The following is a 2,959-nucleotide window of genomic DNA, read 5'->3' as shown; positions in this document are numbered from 1 at the left end:
CCCTTCAAAGCCGCTTTCCGCTCAAAAGCCGGAAAAGGCATTTCGACGGATTGGGATGCGCATCCTGCCAATAAAAACAGCGACAACAACCCATACAAATAAGATTTCATATCCATACCCACGTTTCTATTTTTTCAATGTTTCTTTGCGTAACCTGCTACATGTCGAACGTATAAATCTCGTCTTCATTTTCGGCAAACACGCCATAAATGGTCTGTTCCTTTTCGTCAATGGCAAACGAACTGATCATGCGGTTCAGATACAGCCGCTTCAGGGGCTTGCCCTCCCACGAGAATATCTGGACGGACGGATAAGACTTCTGTTCTCTGATCTCTTCGGGTGTCATGTCAAGGTTCAGCGTATAAATGTATTGTTCCGTTGCGCAGACGGCCAAAGGATAGATTCTCCGTTTGTCCGGCTCGACCGGAATGCGGTCGTCTTTAGGAGCTATATCCAATGTGACATCCCGAAGCAGACGACCGGCCTTGTCTATGATGCGGAAACGGCGGTCCGAAGTATAGAACGAGGCAAAGCGCTCGCCTGAAGGATGGGCGGCGGCAATACGTCCATACGCCTGGTTGCGAGCCAGTACAGAACCGAAACGGTCGGGCGTTTCCGGATAATCGACCTGCTGCTCGGCAGTGCCGTCCGGACGGATAAAGAGGTACTCTTTCTCCTCTTCAAAGTCGGTTTCACACACATAAGCCGAGTCTGCCAACATCAGCAAACCGTTGTAATAACTGCGTTGTACCGGGAGTTTGCAGGCAGTCACGACCGCTTTTCCACCGGCCAGTGAGATGCCCTTCACTTCGTTGACATCCAATACGTAAGTCCGGCCGAAACGCTCTCCCACAAGCTGGTTGGATGGCATACGGAAATCGGACGGCCCCTCGCCCCGTACCCCGAAGCTGTACAGATACCTGAGTCCGGCTTTGTCGAACACCTGAAAACAAGTATCCATCTTGTCGTTGAACACCACCAGGCAGGAGTCTGCCAGAAACATACTCCTCGGATACAGCATGACCGGAGGAATCCGGTGTACGTCTGCCACCAATGTATCTGTCACATCGAAAGATGTATATACCTCGGTCGTCTCCTGCCTACTGCAAGAACATAGCATCCCGACCGCCATTAATAATGTAAAAATGTTGCGTTGCATCATTCTCATAGTATATTTTCACTCTATCCTTTAATTAATCGTTTATCTCATATTATTTATAGACAGCCATACACACGAATTTAAAACATTGAAGGTGTGTCAAAACAAAAGTATCTGAAGATACCTAATCCCTGTCAGGATTCTATTTATCTCCCACTGGGACGAAGAACAATACCGGATTCAGATTTTCGGCACTCTGATTCAACCATTCAAAAGTAGCCAACTTACTTTGAGGATGTTCTTCTTTGTATTTTTGTAATGCCTCCGGAGCATAAACATAAATCAGACTTCCTTGGTACGCCCCTACTGCTGCTGCATTCATTTCCGGATTGGGGCAGTCCTTCAGCAAATGAGCATACAAACGGCATTCGCCATCACGGTATTTGACGTAATAGTCCCTGTCGTATTTAAATCCAAAGAAAAGGCCGCCGTCCGGCATATCCATCACATCTTTTAACCAACGGACATAATGGTTCATATCATCATTTTTCACACTTTCCTTGAACTCCTGTGCTTCAATCCATTTCCCTTTAAAGTCAATCCAATAAACCGGATATACCCTTCCCGTCTTTTCTTCGATGCGATACACTTTGTCCGAAAGAGGCCATACTATATAGCGGTCCCGCATCGCATAATAGGAAGCTATACTCACTTCCTGTAACCATTTGTTCTTAGGTAAATACAATTCTTCTTTACCCGTATTGGTCAGAACATGCAGATTATGCTCCGAACGTCGATTAATATTGGGATCCAGCAGGTATAAACCTTCTGGGGTAAAGTGTATTGAAAAGTAAGGCCCCTCTATTTTCATTTTCTCTCCAAGGAAATGCCCGTCCAAATCGTAGGCTTTGATACTGCGATAGTTGTCCAAAACGAACAGGGTATCATTGTAAACGGTAGCATCCGATACAAAAATTACCTCGCCAGGTCCCTGTCCTTTTGCTAATTTCGATCTGAACTTCCCTGATTTATCGAAAATAAACACAGTTGGTTCCATCATGGACAGCACATAAAGCCGATCGCCACTGCAAACAACCTTGGCAATATAACCCAGCATCGACTCGTCCGTGACTTCCAACAGAAGCGGTGAGAAATCAGAAAAAGCAGCTTCTTCCTGTACCGTCTTTCTTTGCTCCAAATCGACAACAATCGTTTCGTAGCTCTCACCTGCAGATTTCTCTTTTTGACATGAAACGAACAACAACAGTGCCGACAAAACTAAAAATACATTTCTCATAATAAATATCGATTAATAATTCATTATATGGATTAAACTATTATTTGTGTTCCCATCAAACAAAGAAAGCAATTTTTCTTCATGATTTATAAAAAGATAAGATCAAATCCCAATTAGTCTTGAAGATATTACATATCCTACTTTCTTACCATCTTAACTCATCGTATTCAAAATTTTCTTCCTTGTTCTCACTTGATAAAGGATTGTCAACATATAGCAAAAGCGCATCCGATGTCATGCACCAACCGGTCAACAAACTATAACGTTTTGTAGCCAGTTCGCTCTCACCTAAAATATTAAACTGATTATCGAATACGGTCAGATATAACTTCCTACCGGCCAGTATGTCATTCAGCTTTTTTGATGTATTGTATTCTTCTTCGCCTACATGCAGCCTAATGTACATATCACGTGCGGGCAAATAGCCCACTTCATAAAAATGAGGATTTACCACTCCGTGTTTCTCCCATTTCGTATAATCTTCCTTTGACTCACACTTATCCGCTTTGTTTTTGCAGAAACGGCTATACGCTTCGTGGATCTCAGTTTTTCCACTCTTCCGA

The 2,959-nt window shown here is 43.8% G+C and carries 2 protein-coding genes and 1 pseudogene; all 3 read right to left on the bottom strand.

The window, feature by feature from the left end:
• Window positions 1–157: 157 nt before the first annotated feature.
• Window positions 158–1,066: a hypothetical protein gene (locus QVP67_RS06895; protein WP_288179990.1), complete on the bottom strand. Its 909-nt coding sequence runs from the start codon at window positions 1,064–1,066 to the stop codon at window positions 158–160.
• 235 nt (window positions 1,067–1,301) lie between these two features.
• Window positions 1,302–2,396 (bottom strand): 6-bladed beta-propeller, encoded by a 1,095-nt coding sequence (locus QVP67_RS06890; protein WP_022162836.1) that lies wholly within the window; start codon window positions 2,394–2,396, stop codon window positions 1,302–1,304.
• 145 nt (window positions 2,397–2,541) lie between these two features.
• Window positions 2,542–2,959, bottom strand: a pseudogene (locus QVP67_RS06885) (DUF4221 family protein); the annotation flags it as partial.

This window comes from Bacteroides sp. CAG:633 (assembly GCF_000435115.1).
GTDB classification, from domain to species: domain Bacteria; phylum Bacteroidota; class Bacteroidia; order Bacteroidales; family Bacteroidaceae; genus Bacteroides; species Bacteroides ndongoniae.
Note: the sequence above shows the minus strand (reverse complement) of the source record. Positions and strands in the feature narration are given on the sequence as shown.

Coding starts and splice junctions, on each gene's coding strand:
- QVP67_RS06890 (WP_022162836.1), bottom strand. CDS start 2,396: ATGAGAAATGTATTTTTAGTTTTGTCGGCACTGTTGTTGTTCGTTTCA.